The 14293-nt window shown below is 66.2% G+C and carries 14 protein-coding genes; 8 read left to right on the top strand and 6 right to left on the bottom strand.

From position 1 onward, the window contains the following. Positions 1-47 precede the first annotated feature (47 nt). From RSO01_RS13715 to RSO01_RS13725, 3 genes are read right to left on the bottom strand one after another with little or no spacing between them, the layout of a single operon-like run. The gene (locus RSO01_RS13715; RefSeq protein ID WP_147149666.1) at positions 48-935 is read right to left on the bottom strand and encodes a carbohydrate ABC transporter permease; all 888 of its coding nucleotides are present in this window, start codon (positions 933-935) and stop codon (positions 48-50) included. Then, entirely contained in the window at positions 935-1846 is a 912-nt protein-coding gene (locus tag RSO01_RS13720) for a carbohydrate ABC transporter permease (protein ID WP_147149667.1), read from the bottom strand. Before RSO01_RS13720 ends, RSO01_RS13715 begins: the two co-directional genes overlap by 1 nt. Positions 1847-1886: 40 nt before the next feature. Beyond that, positions 1887-3245, bottom strand: coding sequence for an extracellular solute-binding protein (locus tag RSO01_RS13725; RefSeq protein WP_170303040.1), 1359 nt, complete (start codon positions 3243-3245; stop codon positions 1887-1889). Between the two features lie 127 nt (positions 3246-3372). Here RSO01_RS13725 and RSO01_RS13730 point away from each other — a divergent pair, with 127 nt between their 5' ends. Genes RSO01_RS13730 through RSO01_RS13745 form a run of 4 tightly spaced genes read left to right on the top strand, consistent with a single transcriptional unit; the run spans position 3373 to position 6553 of the window. Further along, complete coding sequence (locus RSO01_RS13730; RefSeq protein WP_147149669.1) at positions 3373-4224, top strand: aldose 1-epimerase; 852 nt, start codon at positions 3373-3375, stop codon at positions 4222-4224. 7 nt (positions 4225-4231) lie between these two features. After that, positions 4232-4999, top strand: coding sequence for an SDR family NAD(P)-dependent oxidoreductase (locus RSO01_RS13735; RefSeq protein ID WP_147149670.1), 768 nt, complete (start codon positions 4232-4234; stop codon positions 4997-4999). Beyond that, complete coding sequence (locus RSO01_RS13740; protein ID WP_147149671.1) at positions 4996-5670, top strand: hypothetical protein; 675 nt, start codon at positions 4996-4998, stop codon at positions 5668-5670. Before RSO01_RS13735 ends, RSO01_RS13740 begins: the two co-directional genes overlap by 4 nt. A 10-nt stretch (positions 5671-5680) precedes the next feature. After that, positions 5681-6553, top strand: a complete 873-nt coding sequence (locus RSO01_RS13745; protein ID WP_147149672.1) for a DUF3592 domain-containing protein — start codon at positions 5681-5683, stop codon at positions 6551-6553. A 32-nt stretch (positions 6554-6585) separates the two neighbouring features. On the opposite strand, the gene RSO01_RS13750 is transcribed toward RSO01_RS13745, so the two are convergent. The 3 genes from RSO01_RS13750 to RSO01_RS13760 all read right to left on the bottom strand — a co-directional run bounded on the left by RSO01_RS13750 (position 6586) and on the right by RSO01_RS13760 (position 9551). Continuing rightward, on the bottom strand, positions 6586-7995 hold the full coding sequence (locus RSO01_RS13750) for an adenylate/guanylate cyclase domain-containing protein (RefSeq protein ID WP_147149673.1): 1410 nt from the start codon (positions 7993-7995) through the stop codon (positions 6586-6588). A gap of 78 nt (positions 7996-8073) precedes the next feature. After that, positions 8074-8766: an alpha/beta fold hydrolase gene (locus tag RSO01_RS13755; protein WP_147149674.1), complete on the bottom strand. Its 693-nt coding sequence runs from the start codon at positions 8764-8766 to the stop codon at positions 8074-8076. Positions 8767-8774: 8 nt separating this feature from the next. Next, the gene (locus tag RSO01_RS13760; RefSeq protein WP_147149675.1) at positions 8775-9551 is read right to left on the bottom strand and encodes a cysteine hydrolase family protein; all 777 of its coding nucleotides are present in this window, start codon (positions 9549-9551) and stop codon (positions 8775-8777) included. A gap of 119 nt (positions 9552-9670) precedes the next feature. Between RSO01_RS13760 and RSO01_RS13765 the strand changes: the two genes are divergently transcribed. From RSO01_RS13765 to RSO01_RS13780, 4 genes are all read left to right on the top strand, one after another. Then, entirely contained in the window at positions 9671-10660 is a 990-nt protein-coding gene (locus tag RSO01_RS13765; protein ID WP_147149676.1) for a BMP family protein, read from the top strand. Positions 10661-10750: 90 nt separating this feature from the next. Continuing rightward, the gene (locus RSO01_RS13770) at positions 10751-12295 is read left to right on the top strand and encodes an ABC transporter ATP-binding protein (RefSeq protein WP_147149700.1); all 1545 of its coding nucleotides are present in this window, start codon (positions 10751-10753) and stop codon (positions 12293-12295) included. Next, entirely contained in the window at positions 12292-13371 is a 1080-nt protein-coding gene (locus tag RSO01_RS13775; protein WP_147149677.1) for an ABC transporter permease, read from the top strand. Before RSO01_RS13770 ends, RSO01_RS13775 begins: the two co-directional genes overlap by 4 nt. Next, a complete protein-coding gene (locus RSO01_RS13780) occupies positions 13371-14291 on the top strand; it encodes an ABC transporter permease (protein WP_174825930.1) in 921 nt (306 codons plus the stop codon). Before RSO01_RS13775 ends, RSO01_RS13780 begins: the two co-directional genes overlap by 1 nt. The last annotated feature ends 2 nt before the right edge of the window (positions 14292-14293 follow it).

A 14293-nucleotide genomic window follows, 5' to 3' on the forward strand; every position in this document is an offset into this window, starting at 1 on the left:
CTTCCAGCGCGCTCATGAGCGCGCTGGAAGCGCGCGGTCCAGGAGAGTCAGCCCTTTACGGCGCCTGCCGACAGGCCCTCGACGATGTACTTCTGCAGCAGCGCGACCAGGATCACGGTGGGCGCCAGCGCCAGCAGGCAGATCGCCATCATCAGGTTGAAGAACACGTGCACGTCGCCGACCAGGCTCGCGATCACCACCGGCAAGGTCATGAAATTCGGCCGCGCATTCAGGATCAGCGGGATCAAAAGCTCGTGCCAGGAGATGATGAACATGATGACGCCGCAGGCGGCCAGCGCCGGCGTGGCGAGCGGCAGGACGATGCGCACGAAGGCGGTGAAGCGCGTGCAGCCGTCGATGCGGGCGGCCTCCTCGAGCTCCGATGGGATCGTGTCGAAGTAGGGCGCCAGGATCAGGATGGCATAGGGCAGCAGGAAGCCGGTCTCGGCGATGATGACGCCGGTCAGGGAATTGAGCTGCCCGACGGATCGCATGACCACATAGAGCGGGATCATCAGCACGATCACCGGCACGAAGCGCGCGACAATGTTGGCCTGGAGCAGGAACAGCGTCCATCGGTAGCGCAGGCGGGCCAGCGTGTAGGCCGACAGCGAGCCGAACAGCAAGGTCAGCACCGTCACCGAGATCGCCACGATCGCCGAATTGGCGAAGGCGACGTAGAAGTTCTTGATGTTGTCTGGCAGGTAGGTGACCTGCTCGAAGATGCGGCCCTTCTGCTCGCCCTTGGTCAGGATGACGGTGAAGTTGTCGAGGGTGAACTCGAGCGGCAGCACGCGGCGGGTGTCGGCCTGCAGGGCCTTCTCCGACTGGATGCTGCCGATGAACACCGCCACCACGGGCAGCAGGATGAAGAAGATCACCATCAGGTTGGCGATGTGCAGCATCAGCCGCGCGGTGGGCGTCGTCTTGAACATCAGAGCGTCACCCGGCGGTAGATCAGGCGCATATAGACCAGCGCGATCGCCGCGACCATCAAGGTCAGGATGAAGGCCGAGGCCGAGCCCATGCCGAAGTTGTTGGGTGGTGCGAAGGTGATCTTGTAGCTGTACCAGGCGGCCACCCAGGTGGCGTCTCCCGGCCCGCCCTGGGTGATCGCCAGGATCTCCTCGAACACCGCGAAAGCGAAAGCCGTGCGCAGGATCAGGATGATGGCGATGATCTGCTGCAGCATCGGCCAGGTGATCTTGGTGAAGCGATGCCAGGCGTTGGCGCCGTCGATCGCCGCCTGCTCGTAGAGCTCGCGCGGGATGCCCTGAAGGGCGGCGTGCACCAGGATGATGGCGAAGGGCAGCGTGCGCCAGATGTAGGGCACCGTGACCGCGTAGAGGGCGGTATCGGGGTTGCCGGCCCAGTTCACCGGATCGCTGATCAGGCCCAGCGAGAACAGGATGCGGTTCAGGAAGCCGAACTGGAAGCTGTAGAGGAACGACCAGATCAGGCCGTTGCAGATCGGCGGGATGGCGTAGGGCAGCAAGATGAGAAAGCGCGTGACGCGCGACGTCCAGATGCCGGCCTGGTTGATCAGCAGCGCAATCGCCACCGCCAGCACGATCTCGCTGCCGACGGTGATGACGGTGAAGATCAGCGTGTTCTTGATGGCGACCCAGAACAGCGGGTCTTCCAGCACCCGGCCGTAGTTCTCCCAGCCGGTGAAGGCGAACTCGCCGCGCCTGAGCTGTGCGAGGCCGACGCGATGGACCGAGAGATAGAGCGCGTAGCCCACCGGATAGGCCAGCACGAGGCCGAGGCAGAGCAGCGTCGGCAGGTTCATGACCAGCGCGAAGCGGCCGGCCGACATCTCGCGCCGGAACCAGGGCAGGCGCACCCGGTTCGCGGCGATCTCTTGGACTTGCGTGGTCAGGGTGTCAGACCTTGCGCTTGGCGTCGGCGATGCCCTTGATCAGGTTGTCGCAGCACGCGTCGGCGGTGATCTGGCCGGTCAGGCACTTCTGGACCTCGATATTGAGCTGATCGGTCCACGGGAAATGCCAGGGCTGATAGACCGACGAGCAGACCTCGCCGATGTAGGCCGCCTTGTCCCAGATCTTGAGGATCTCGGGCACGTCGCCCCACGGCGCCCAGCCCTGCTTCACGGCATCGCTGTTCATCACCGAGGTGTAGCCCGAGCCCAGCATGGCATCCTTGGCGAGGCTGATGGCCTGTGTGTAGTTGCCGTCCTTGGTCTTGCCGCCGAGATACTGCAGCAGCTTCCAGCCCCATTCCTTGTCGCGCGTCGCCGTCGACAGGAAGTAGACGTGGGTGACGCCGATCGTCTTGCCCTCGCCGGGCGAGCCCAGCACCTTGACCTTGCCGGCGATCGGCGACTGCGCCGGATCGTTGGCGACGTTCAGGCCGTAGTGATGGTTGGGACCGCGATAGAGGTTCTTGCCGGCGCCGAACGCCTTGGCCGAGGTCGTGAACTGCACCTTCAGCGATTCGGGGTCGGCGATGTCGAGGCCCTTCTCGAAGGTGTTGGCCCACCACTTCAGGGTCTCGCGGGCGATCGAGCCCGCTCCGAGCTGGTGGTTGCCCTGCTTGTCGAAGAAGGTGCCGCCCTTGTTCCAGGTCATCTGGTACCAGGTGCCCGGCAGCTGTTCGAGACCGACGCCCGCCACCCACAGGATGGGATAGCGCGACACGCCGTCCTTCTTGGCCTTGACGCAGTGCTCGATGAACTCGTCGTAGGTCGCGAACGGCTTGTCGATCTTCAGCTTCTCCAGCATGTCGGCGTAATAGTTCCAGACCCACACGGCGGAGAAGTAGGGCAGGCCCATGGTCTTGCCGCCGACCGTCGCCACCTGCTTGGTGAAGGGCGTGAAGTCCTTGATGTAGTCGGCCGCGCCCGGCAGGCCGTCGATCGGCTCGACCAGGCCCTGGCTGACGAAGTTCGGGAAAGAGAAGGGCGAGGACTGCGAGACGTCGATCTTCTCGCCCGCCGCGAACATGGTGGTGAGCTTGGTCGGATGATCGTTGAACGAGGAGATGGTCGAATCGACCTTCACGCCCCAGTCGGCTTCGAACTGCTTGGCGATGCGCGTGTAGATGTCGCCGTATGTCCAGACCACGAAGTTGACGGCATCGACCTTGCTCTTGGGCGGTACGCTCCAGGGGCCGCCCTGCTGGCCAAAGGCGCCCGCGGACAGGCCAGCCGCCCCGAGGCCCGCCGCACCGGCGAGGACACGACGCCGGCTGAGCTCCCACTTGCGCATCAGGTCATCGGTCATCTCGTGTTCCCCCAAGGTGTTGTTCGATGATGAAACCCTATCACCGCACCATGGGCGGATGTAGGGATAAGCAGCAAAAAGTACGCCAGGGTGGATTGCCGGTCCGGATGCCGCTAGAGGCAACGCCATGACCTCCTTGTCCCTTCGTGCCGGCCAGCTCGCGGTCGAGCTTGCGCCGCAGGCCGGCGGATCGATCGCCCGTTTCCGCCATGGCGACGCCGATCTGCTGCGGCCGATGACGGCCGATGCGGTGGCGTCGGGTCACGGCAATGAGGCGGCCTGCTATCCGCTGGTGCCGTTCTCCAACCGCATTGCAAATGGGCGCCTCGTTTTCGATGGCCAGGAGTTCAAGCTCGAGGCGAACTGGCCCGGCGTGCGCCATCCCATGCATGGCGAGGGCTGGGCGCGCGCGTGGGACGTGGCGCGCCACGACGGCAATGCAGCGGAACTTGTTCATGAGCATGACGGCAAGAAGGGCTGGCCGTTCCGCTATCGGGCACAGCTGTCGTTCCGCCTCGATGAGCGCGCCCTGACCGTGACCATGGCGATCGAGAACCGGGAGAGCCGAACGGCGCCGGCGGGAATGGGCCTGCATCCCTTCTTCACGCGCGACGACGACTGCGAGCTTGAATTCCGCGCGGCTGCCGTGTGGCTCGGCGATGAGGAAGTGCTGCCAACCAAGCGCGTCGCCGTGCCGACCGACTGGGATTATTCCAGGCCCCGCAAGATCGGGTCCGGTCTCGACAACTGCTTCGAGGATTGGAACGGGCGCGCCGTCGTCACCTGGCCGGGACGCGGCCTCAGGCTCGAGTTGCACGCCTCGCCGCCGTTCCATCATGCCGTGGTCTACACCCCGGCGAGCCGTCCATACTTCTGTGTTGAGCCGGTGAGCCACGTCAACGGCAAGGTTGCCGAGTCGCGGCTCGCTGCAGGTGCTACGCTTGCCGGTGAGGTCGCTTTCCGCGTTTCAACCTTGTGAGGGTCCCATGCCTGCCTTCGCTTCCTATCCCAGCCTGAAAGATCGCGCGGTGTTCGTCTCGGGCGGCGGCTCGGGCATCGGCGCGTCGATCGTCGAGCACTTCGCCGAGCAGGGCGCCAAAGTGGCCTTCGTCGACATCGACGAGCCGGCGTCCCAGGCGCTGATCAAGAAGATCAAGGGCGCGGGCCATCCCGAGCCTGCTTTCGCCAAGTGTGACGTGCGCGACATCGCGGCCTACCAGAAGACCATCGCCGCCCTGGCCCAGCGGCTGGGCGACTTCACGGTGCTGGTGAACAACGCCGCGCGCGACGACCGGCACTCGATGGAGGAGGTGACCGAGGCCTACTGGGACGAGCGCATGAACGTGAACCTGCGCCACCAGTTCTTCGCCATCCAGTCGGTGGCGCCGGGCATGAAGAAGGCGGGCGGCGGTTCGATCATCAACTTCAGCTCGGTGAGCTATCACGCCATGACGGCCAACCTCGCAGTCTACCAGGGCGCCAAGGCGGCGGTGGTCGGCATGACGCGTGGCCTGGCGCGCGACCTCGGGCCCGACAAGATCCGGCTCAACATCATCACGCCGGGCTGGATCATGACCCAGCGCCAGATCGATCTCTGGCTGACGCCGGAGGCGGAGGCCGACCTGATGAAGGTGCAGTGCCTGAAAGAGAAGGTCTATCCGCCCGACATCGCCCGCATGGCGCTGTGGCTCGCCTCCGACGACAGCCGGATGGTGACGGCGCAGAATTTCGTGGTCGACGGGGGACGGATGTGAATGCGGCAGCCATCCCACGGCGGGCCGCTCGCCGCGTCGTCCATGCCTTCCGGGAGGTGCTGCCGCCGACGCTGTTCTTCCTGATCTCCTTCAATCTCATCGTCTTCACCACCAACCTCCTGGTCCACGACTACTGGTTCAAGCTGTCGAGCTTCCTGCTCGCCACGACCACGGCGCTGGTCGTCGGCAAGGCCGTGCTGGTCGTCAACCACATTAGGCTGATCGACCGCTTTCGCGGCGCGCCGCTGGCCCAACCCATCCTCTACAAGACGATCTTCTATACCCTGGTCGTGCTGGTGGTGCGGCTGGCCGAGCGCTTCATCCATCTCGCCATCGACGACCGGGGCTTTGGCGCGGCGCTCGACATCGCCGTGCAAGACTTCAGTTGGCGCCGCTTTGCCGCGGTCCAGATCTGGATCTTCACCTGCTTCCTGATCTACGTGACGGCGACCGAGCTCAGTCGCCTGCTGGGCGAGGGTCAGCTGTTCCGCCTGTTCTTCCGCCATCGCTCCAATCAGCATCGCCTGACGCGCCGCCAGCACGTGCGCGCCCTGATGGAGCTGAGCCGCCTCGCCGAGACGACGCCGCGCGAGCAGCTGCTCAATACCGCGACGCCGCAAGGCCAGCGGCTGGTGACCATCGTCGACGCGCTGCGCCAGCGGCCGGCGTGAGCCGCTCGCCATGGCCATCGACCGGAGCTGGCGGCGGATCTCCTGGCTGATCCTGGGCATCGGCGGCCTGATCCTGGCCGGCGGCCTGGCGCTGGGCTGGGGCAGCCTGCGGCATGTCCTCTACGCCGAGCGCGCCGAGGGCGAAGTGATCGAGATCCGCCGCGAGGGCGACATGTATGCGCCGGTATTGCGATTTCGCCTGGCCAGCGGCGAGACGGAGGAGGTCAAGGATCTGGGCAGCGGCGCTCCCGACTTCGCGGTCGGCGATCGGGTGACCGTTCTCTACATGCCGAGCGATCCCGAGGACTTCCGCATCGATACCTTCGATCGGCTGTGGTTCTCGGCGATCTTCGTCACGGGGTTTGCCGGCTTCTGGCTGCTGTTCGGCGTCGTCGCCTGGGCACTGTCGAGTAACGTCGACCTGTTCATTATCGGCGAACGGGCCTTTGCCCTGATCGCGGGCGCGGCGCTGGCGATTGGCACCGCGGCGCTCTGGAACGCGGTCGGGCTCTACAGCAGCGGCACGCGCACCGAGGGCACGGTGCTCGAGGTGCGCGAGACGCGCCGCACCGAGCAGGAGGAGGTCACGCGACCCGACGGCAGCGAATACCGGCGTAATGTCGAGCGCGTCTCCTACGCGCCGGTCGTGCGCTTCACCACCGGCGACGGCCGCGAGATCGAGTTCCACGGCCGCAGTGGCAGCGACCGGGGGTTCACCCAGGGCGATCGCGTGACGGTGGTCTACGATCCTGCCAATCCCATCCGCGCTAGCATCGTCTCCTTCCTCGACCTCTGGCTTCCGACGGCCGTGGCCTTCGGCGTGGCAGTCCTGTTCGGCGGCTCGGTCTGGCTGTCGCGCTGGTCGCGGCGGCGCGCGTCATAGCTGGGAGCGCGGGCCGGAGGCCCGCGCTCCCGTTAGGGGATCTCGTACACTGCAACCTCGGCGGCAACGCCGCGCAGGGGATGGCTCTGCGCCATCGGCTTCTGGCCGTTGCTGCTCAGCACCTCGGCGCTCTTCGGATTGTCGATCACCGGCGCGGTCGCCAGGATCGAGCGCGTCTGCGCCAGCCCCTGGACGCGCGAGGCGATGTTCACCGTCTGCCCAAAGTAGTCCTGCCGCTCGTTCAGGTTCACCGCCAGGCAGGGCCCCTCGTGGATGCCGATCTTGAGCAGCAGGTCCTCGCGGCCGTGCGTCGAATTCAGCCGGCGCATGGCCTCGCGCATGCGCAGTGCCGCCGACAGCGCATGGTCGGGCGTCAGGAACGTCGCCATCACCGCATCGCCGATGGTCTTGACGACGGCGCCGCCCTCGGCTGCGACGATCTCGTTCAGCGTCCGGAAATGCTCGCGCACCAGGTCGAAGGCAACCAGGTCGCCGACCCGCTCATAGAGCTCGGTCGAGCCTTTCAGGTCGGTGAACAGGAAGGTGAGGCTGGTGATCTTCAGCCGCTGGTCGACGTCGAGCGTGTCGGTGCGATAGATGTCGCGGAAGGTCTGGTTCGACAGCAGGCGCTTGGCCGTCAGGAACGGCCGGCGCTTGCCGACCAAGGCAGCGAACTTGTCGTCGACGACCCACACGGTGGGCAATGCACGCGTGGCCGTGCGATTTTCCAGAGATAGCCGGATCGTTCCGGGGCGTAGCGTGATCTCGCCCGTCGGCGCGCGCAGGTTGTTGTAGACCAGCGTCACGTTCTGCCGATCCTGCGTCGGCTCGCCGGTCACGTTGATGAACTGCGCGGCGTGGCTCACCGGCTCGAGCACGATGACGAAGCCGGCCGGCAGTTGCAGCGACAGGAACGCCTTCTCGCCCGCCGGAAGCTCGACAGCATCGAGCGTCACCTGCTGCATCGCCGCTTCCAGGCCTTCCTCGGGCAAGTCGACGCCCCGGCCCCAGAAGACCTGGCGATAGTACTCCCAGAGCGGAAGCTGATCGGGATCGTGGACCGCGATCCGTCGCACGCGCGGATTCACCGTGAAGCTCACCTCGACCATGTCGTCGAGCGTCGGCTCGTTGTTGAGGTTGCAGAAGGCGCAATAGTATTCTTGAGAGCGCACGCTCTTCAACGAGGTGTTGGCGTCCAGCACGCCACTGCAGCTCGGGCAGAGCACGTTCCACGACATGTCCAAAAGGCCGATCTGGGCGGCCTGCAGGAACGTGGCGATCGTCCGCTCCTCCTTGAGGCCCTCGCGCCCGGCGAATTCGAGCACGTTGATGCGCGCCAGCCTTCGATCAGGCGCATCGCGCACCAATCGTTCAAGCGCGGCAACGCAATCGGTATCAGCCGATTGCCGTAGAACTGCAAACAGTGATTGTGCTTCGCTCATGGTCGGTACTCCGACGCCCAGACATGGCATGGGACGAGGCCGGTTCAAGCCGACCGATCCGACAAATTACCTCATGCTTCAGAGATGCGTCTCTTCGATCCAGCTTGCCAGCAGCGCTGTCAGTTCGTCTGGTCGCTCCAGCGGCGCCATGTGGCCGCAATCCTCGAGGATGGCAAAGCGCGCGTCCGGCAGATGCTGCGCCATGCGTTCGGTTTCCGCGAAGCTGCGCAGGCGGTCCTGGCGACAGGCCACGACCAGAGACGGGCAGGCGATGCGCTCGAGGTCGGCGTAGCCGTCGAGGCGGATCAGCGCCGCCTGGCGTGTCCGCACCTCACGGCCGAGCCGGCGCTGCATGCCGCGCATGCGATCGAGCAGCACGGGATCGTTCTCGCGATCGGGATGCAGGCCGCGCGCGGTCGAGATCTCGCCCGCCGCGCGCGGCGGCCGGTCGCCCGGGCGATAGCCTGCCTTGCGCCGCTCGGTCTCCTCTTTCGAATAGCCGCGCGCCGAGGAGGCGACGAAGGCCACGCCGGACACGCGCTCGGGCGCCATCAGCGTGAGCACGCGCGCGACGAACCCGCCCATTGAGAAGCCGACCAGCACGAAGCGCTCGGGCGACGAATCGAGCACACGCTGCGCCATGCCTTCGAGCGTCGAATCCTCGTAGACGTTGCCGTAGTGGATCGTGCCGAGGGCGCCGAGACCCGGGACCATGTCGGTCCACAGGTCCTTGTCGCACATGAAGCCGGGCAGCAGGACGAGGTGGCGCAAACGCTTGGTTACTTCTTCAGGGCTTTCAGTATCTTCCCCGAATCGGTGACGAAGCCGAAGCACTTCTTGACGTTCCACACCGTGGCCTCGGTGCAGAAGTCGGGCGAGGTGGTGGCGCAGCAATCCTCGACCAGCACGCAGCCGTAGCCCAGGAAGTTGGCGTCGGTCAGCGAATGCAGCACGCATTGGTCGGTGTTGACGCCGGAGAACAGCACCGTGCGCGTGCCGAGGTTGCGCAGGATGGAATCGAGCGGCGTGTCCCAGAAGCCCGAGATGCGATGCTTGTCGATCTTGATGTCCTCGGGCCTCTGCTCGAGCTCGTCGACGACGGCGGCCGCCCATGAATCCTTCTGCAGCACCGGCGCGCCGCTGCCGGGCAGGGGATCGCCGAGGCCGACGCCGGTGCCTGCCGGCTTGTAGAGATGGATCTGGTTGGGCGGCATGTTGGCGAGGTCAGGTCGGTTGCCCCAGTTCACCCAGATCACCGGCACGCCCGCCTTGCGCAGCGCCGGCAGCAGCTTCTGCAGCGGCTTGATCGGTTTCCGGTCGGGTGTGTAGTCGGCGCCGAGATAGTCGACCCAGCCGCCCTTGGCGCAGAAGTCGTTCTGCATGTCGACGACGATCATGGCCGTGCGCTTGAGGTCGACGGTGATGTTCTGTGGCGCTGCCGAGATCTTGAGCGGAACGGGCTTCGCCGGCGGTGTCGCCATGTCTATTTCGCGGGCATTGGCGCCCCAGGCGAAGCCGGCGCGCGGAGCGCCCAAAGAATGCAGTTTGTTGGCCATTGATCTCCCTCAAAGGGCTTTGTGGTTGGGCCGTTGGTTGCAAGATCCCTGCCAGTTGGCACGCCGATTGCCTGTGCCTTGCCGGGGATCACGGACCCAACGAGCGGGGGACCATAGCCATGAACAAGTTCGATCGTCGCGGATTTCTGGCCGGCACAGCCGGCGCTGCAGGCCTTGTGATGCTGGGCGGCCTGGGAGCACCCGCGCGTGCTGCCGGCCCGCTCAATGTCGGCGTGCTGATCCCGGGCTCCAAGTCCGACAAGGGTTGGATGGAATCGGGCTACGATGGCATGAAGGCGGCCGAGAAGAATCTCGGCACCAAGGTCGCGGTGAAGTTCATCGAGAACGTGAAGTTCGGCGACATGGAGCAGGTGCTGGTCACGCTGGCCGGCAAGAACGAGCTGGTGATCGGCATCGGCGGCCAGACCCAGGCCTCGGTCTTCAAGGTGGCGCCGCGCTTCCCCAAGGTGAAGTTCGCCATCATCGGCGGCAATGCCGATCCGAAGAAGCCCGACAACGTTTCGGGCTACGACGTGCGCCAGGCCGAGATCGCCTTCGTCGCCGGCGCGTCGGCGGCGATGCTGTCCAAGACTGGCGGCGTGTCCTATGTCGGCGGCCTGGAAATCCCGGCGATCAAGAATGCCGGCATCGAGTTCGGCAAGGGCGCCAAGTACATCAATCCCAACATCAAGTACTTCGAGAGCTACACTGGCGACTTCGACGACGTCGCCAAGGCCAAGGAAGCGACGCTGGCCGCCATCGCCCAGGGCGCCGACATCCACTACCACATCCTCAATCTCGGCCTGCGCGGCATGGAGCAGGCGGCGCGCGAGAAGGGCACGCACATCATCGGCAGCTACACCGATCGCTGCGGCACCGATCCGCTCTACGTCGCCTACTCGATCACCGGCGTCGGCTTCCAGGTCGAATACGCCATGGAGCAGGTGGCGGCCGGCACCTGGAAGCCGGAGTTCAAGCCGTTCGGCCTGGCGATGGGCCCGAAGTCCTCTGACATGGTGATCTGCAAGGCGACACCCGAGCAGAAGGCCAAGATCGAGGAGATCAAGAAGGACCTGCTGTCGGGCAAGATCAAGGTTCTGGACGCCTAGTTCTGTCGTCCTGAGCGAAGCGAAGGACCTCATCGCCGCTTGCAAGCGGCATGAGATCCTTCGCTTCGCTCAGGATGACAAGTGCGTAGCATGACCTCGTCGACCGGATCGCTGCTCTCGCTCGAAAACCTCGGCAAGCGCTTCGGCAGCCTGCAGGCGCTCGAAGGCGTCAGCCTCGACGTGCGCCCGGGCTCCGTGCAGTGCCTGCTGGGCGAGAACGGCGCCGGCAAGTCGACCTTGTGCAACCTGATCTTCGGCGTCTACGAGCCGACGGTCGGCAGCATGACCTTCGACGGCGCGGCCTGGGCGCCCGAAAGCCCGGCCGTGGCGCTGGAGCGCGGCATCGCCATGGTGCACCAGCATTTCAGCCTGGTGCCGCGCATGACCGTGGTCGAGAATCTGATGCTGGGCCAGGTCAAGGGCGTGCTGAAGCGTCACGAGTTCGGCGCCAGGATCCGCGACATCGCCGAGAGTTTCGGCTTCACCCTCGACCCCGATTCGGTCGTCGGCGAGCTCTCGGTCGGCGAACGCCAGCGCGCCGAGATCGTGAAGTGCCTGATGCGCGATCCCAAGCTCCTAGTGCTCGACGAGCCGACCGCCGTGCTGCCGCCGGGCGAGATCGGCGCGCTTCTGGACATCTGCCGCCGCGTTGCCGATTCCGGCCGCGCCGTGATCCTGGTGACCCACAAGCTCGCCGAGATCGCCAAGGTCGCCGATCGCGTCGCCGTGCTGCGCACCGGCCGGCTGGTCGCCGACGAGAGCATGCAGGACGCCGACATGGGCGAGCTGGTCCACGCCATGGTCGGCCGGGAGCTGAAACCGCTCGACGTCGCCCTGGCCGATGACGGCGAGGCGCCGGCAGCATCCAGGCCGCTGGTCACGCCGCCCAAGCTCGCGCTGGTGTGCGACGGCCTCACCGTCCACGACCGCCACGGTGCGGTGCGCCTCGACAATTTCACGCTCGAGATCAAGCCCGGTGAGATCGTCGGCCTGGCCGGCGTCGAGGGCAATGGCCAGAGCGAGCTCGGCATGGTTTTGGCGGGCCTGCTGCGACCGACCGAGGGGCACTTCTTTATCGGCGGCAACGATCTCACCCATGCCGGTGCGGCGGCCGTGACGGCGGCGGGCGGCGGTATCGTGCCGGAGGATCGCCATGCCGTGGCCTGCGTCACTGCTATGTCGGTGGCCGAGAACATGTTCTTGAACAAGCTCGATCGCTTCACGCGCTTCGGCCTCCTGCAGAGGCGCACGCTGAACGCGGCGGCGCAGATGCAGATGCGCGAGTTCGACGTGCGCGCCGCGAGCCCCGAGGTGGCTTTCTCCGGCTTGAGCGGCGGCAATCAGCAGAAGGCGGTGCTGGCCCGCGAGCTGACGCTCGATCCGCTGGTGGCGCTGGTCGCGGCCCAGCCGACGCGCGGCCTCGATGTCAGCGCCGTCGAGGCGGTCTATCGCCAGATCAGGGCGGCAGCGCGCCGTGGCGTCGGCGTGCTGCTGATCTCCAGCGAGCTCGACGAGCTCATAGCCGTGGCCGACCGCATCACCGTGCTCTATCGCGGCCGGCTCGTGGGCGAACGTCCCGCCGAAATGAGCGAACGCGGCGCGATCGGCGCCCTGATGTCGGGTCAGGTCGCATGACGGCGCTCGCGTTCTCCCTGCCGGATCGCCGCCGCCTGCTCGGCATGGCGGTGCCCTTCATCGCCGTCATCGGTTCGATGATCGTCGGCCTGCTGTTGATCGCGGCAAGCGGCAAGGACGTGCCCGACGCCATCGAGGCGTTCATGGACGGCGCGTTTGGCTCAGCCTTCGCGATCGGCGCCTCGATCAATCGTGCCGTCGCTTTGTCACTGGTCGGTCTCGGCTTCATCCTGGCCTTCCGCGCCAACCTCACCAACGTCGGCGGTGAGGGCCAGATCGCCGTCGGCGGCATCGCCGCCACGGCGCTGGGCCTGTGGCCGCCGATCGCCAACCTGCCGCTCGGGCTCGCGGTGATCGTGCCGCTGCTCGGCGGCACGCTCGCCGGCGCCTTCTGGGGCGGCATCGCCGGCTTCATGAAGGTGCGCTTCGGCACCAACGAGGTCATAAGCACCTTGCTGCTGGGCTTCGTCGCCCTGCTGCTCGTCTATTGGTGCGTGCAGTCGACGGCGCTGTTGCGCCAGCCACAGACCTCGTCGGCGACCTTGCCGGAATCCCTGCCGATCGCCGACGCGGTCAAGCTGCCGGGCCTGACCGGCAATTCGGAATCGCCCCTCCATATCGGCCTGGTGATCTGCCTGCTGCTGGCCATCGCCACCGCGATCGTCCTGCAGCGCTCGACCTTCGGTCTGCGCCTTCGAGCGATCGGCCTCAACGAGCTGGCGGTGCGCCGGGCCGGCATGCCGGGCGGCATCCTGCTGGTCGTGGCGCTGGCCATCGCCGGCGCGTTCGGCGGACTCGCCGGCGCGATCATGCTGCAGGGCGAGCAGTACTACCTGAAGACCGGCTTCTCCTCGGGTTACGGCTTCGACGGTCTGGTCGTCGGCCTCCTGTCGCGCGGCTCGACGGTCGGCGTGCTGGCGGGGGCGTTGTTCTTCGGCTTCCTGCGCTCGGGCGGCATCTCCATGGAGATCATGGCCCAGGTGCCGGCGGCGCTGACCTTGGTCATCCAGGGCCTGATCGTCATCGCCGTCGCGGGGTCGGTCATCCTGGTCGAGAAGCTGCAGGGAGGCCGCTGATGGAAGAGATGCTCGCCATCTTCATCGCCTCGACCTTGCGGCTCGCCATGCCCCTGATGCTGGCGGCCAGCGGCGAGCTGGTGTCCGAGCGCGCCGGCGTGCTGAACCTCAGCCTCGAAGGCATGATGCTGACGGCGGCCTTCTTCGGCGCGCTGGGCTCGTGGGCCAGCGGCAATCCCTATCTTGGCGTCGCCTGCGCCATTCTAGCTTCGGTCGTCGTCTCGGCAGTGCAGGCCTGGCTCAGCGTCAATCTGCGCGCCAACCAGCTCGTGGTCGGCATCGGCTTCAATATCCTGGCGCTCGGCGCCACGACCTTGCTCTACCGCATCATCTTCGGCGGCCTGTCGCGCGAGGAGATCCCCGGTCTCCCGAAGCTCGCGGTGAAGGGCCTGAGCGATCTGCCGTTCGCCGGCACTGCCTTCTTCCAGCAGTCGGTCATCGTCTATGTCGGCCTGGCGCTGATCGTGCTGATCTGGGCCATGTTGAACCACACCTCGTTCGGCCTTTCGGTGCGCGCCGTCGGCGACGAGCCGCGTAGCGCCGACAAGGCCGGCATTCCCGTCGCGGCGACGCGTTGGAAAGCGGTTCTGATCACCGGCTTCATGGCGGGCTTCGCCGGCGCCTTCATCTCCATCGCCGACATCCACACCTTCACCGAGAACATGACCAACGGAGCGGGCTACCTGGCGCTGGCCGCGGTGATCTTCGGCGGCTGGAACATCGGCCGCACCGTCGCTGCCTGCCTGCTGTTCGGCGCCGCCACGGCGCTGCAGTTCCAGCTGCCGGCCATGGGCATCAACGTGCCCACCGCCTTCCTGCTGATGCTGCCTTATCTGCTGGCGCTTCTGGCGGTGGCGGGCGTCGTCGGTCGCCTCGAGCCGCCGACGTCTTTGACCCTGCCGTTCCAGCGAGGAAAGTAGCG

This window comes from Reyranella soli, from assembly GCF_007992495.1.
GTDB lineage: Bacteria > Pseudomonadota > Alphaproteobacteria > Reyranellales > Reyranellaceae > Reyranella > Reyranella soli.

Bases quoted from the DNA above. Each gene is read 5' to 3' on its own strand.
- RSO01_RS13715 (WP_147149666.1), bottom strand. From the start codon at position 935: ATGTTCAAGACGACGCCCACCGCGCGGCTGATGCTGCACATCGCCAAC.
- RSO01_RS13725 (WP_170303040.1), bottom strand. From the start codon at position 3,245: ATGACCGATGACCTGATGCGCAAGTGGGAGCTCAGCCGGCGTCGTGTC.
- RSO01_RS13730 (WP_147149669.1), top strand. From the start codon at position 3,373: ATGACCTCCTTGTCCCTTCGTGCCGGCCAGCTCGCGGTCGAGCTTGCG.
- RSO01_RS13735 (WP_147149670.1), top strand. From the start codon at position 4,232: ATGCCTGCCTTCGCTTCCTATCCCAGCCTGAAAGATCGCGCGGTGTTC.
- RSO01_RS13745 (WP_147149672.1), top strand. From the start codon at position 5,681: ATGGCCATCGACCGGAGCTGGCGGCGGATCTCCTGGCTGATCCTGGGC.
- RSO01_RS13750 (WP_147149673.1), bottom strand. From the start codon at position 7,995: ATGAGCGAAGCACAATCACTGTTTGCAGTTCTACGGCAATCGGCTGAT.
- RSO01_RS13760 (WP_147149675.1), bottom strand. From the start codon at position 9,551: ATGGCCAACAAACTGCATTCTTTGGGCGCTCCGCGCGCCGGCTTCGCC.
- RSO01_RS13765 (WP_147149676.1), top strand. From the start codon at position 9,671: ATGAACAAGTTCGATCGTCGCGGATTTCTGGCCGGCACAGCCGGCGCT.
- RSO01_RS13770 (WP_147149700.1), top strand. From the start codon at position 10,751: ATGACCTCGTCGACCGGATCGCTGCTCTCGCTCGAAAACCTCGGCAAG.
- RSO01_RS13775 (WP_147149677.1), top strand. From the start codon at position 12,292: ATGACGGCGCTCGCGTTCTCCCTGCCGGATCGCCGCCGCCTGCTCGGC.
- RSO01_RS13780 (WP_174825930.1), top strand. From the start codon at position 13,371: ATGGAAGAGATGCTCGCCATCTTCATCGCCTCGACCTTGCGGCTCGCC.